We start from the raw sequence: 289 nt of genomic DNA on the forward strand, positions 1-289 counted from the left end.
CCGCAGAGCGGTGTAGCGGTTTGCTCGAGCGAGGATCACCAGGGGCGGGAGGACTGCGGCGACGATGAGCAGTTGCATCGCCTCGATGCCGAGGTTGAAGCCCAACAGGGCGAGGACGAGGCGACTGCCGGTGAGGTCGAGCTCACGGAGCGTCTCGGAGAACGCGAGCCCGTGGATGAGTCCAAATGCTCCGGCGATGGCTACTTCGCGGCCGGGGAAGATTGGTCGGATCGCATGGATCGCGGCGACGAGGATGCTGACCGCGATCAGTGCTTCGATCAGGCCGGTA

Annotated in this window: 1 protein-coding gene; it reads right to left on the minus strand. The window is 65.1% G+C overall.

The features are described from left to right. On the minus strand, positions 1 to 289 hold a 289-nt coding region (locus IOC53_RS18685; protein WP_207408129.1), incomplete at both ends, for a HupE/UreJ family protein.

This window comes from Rathayibacter sp. SD072 (assembly GCF_017355185.1).
Lineage (GTDB): Bacteria > Actinomycetota > Actinomycetes > Actinomycetales > Microbacteriaceae > Rathayibacter.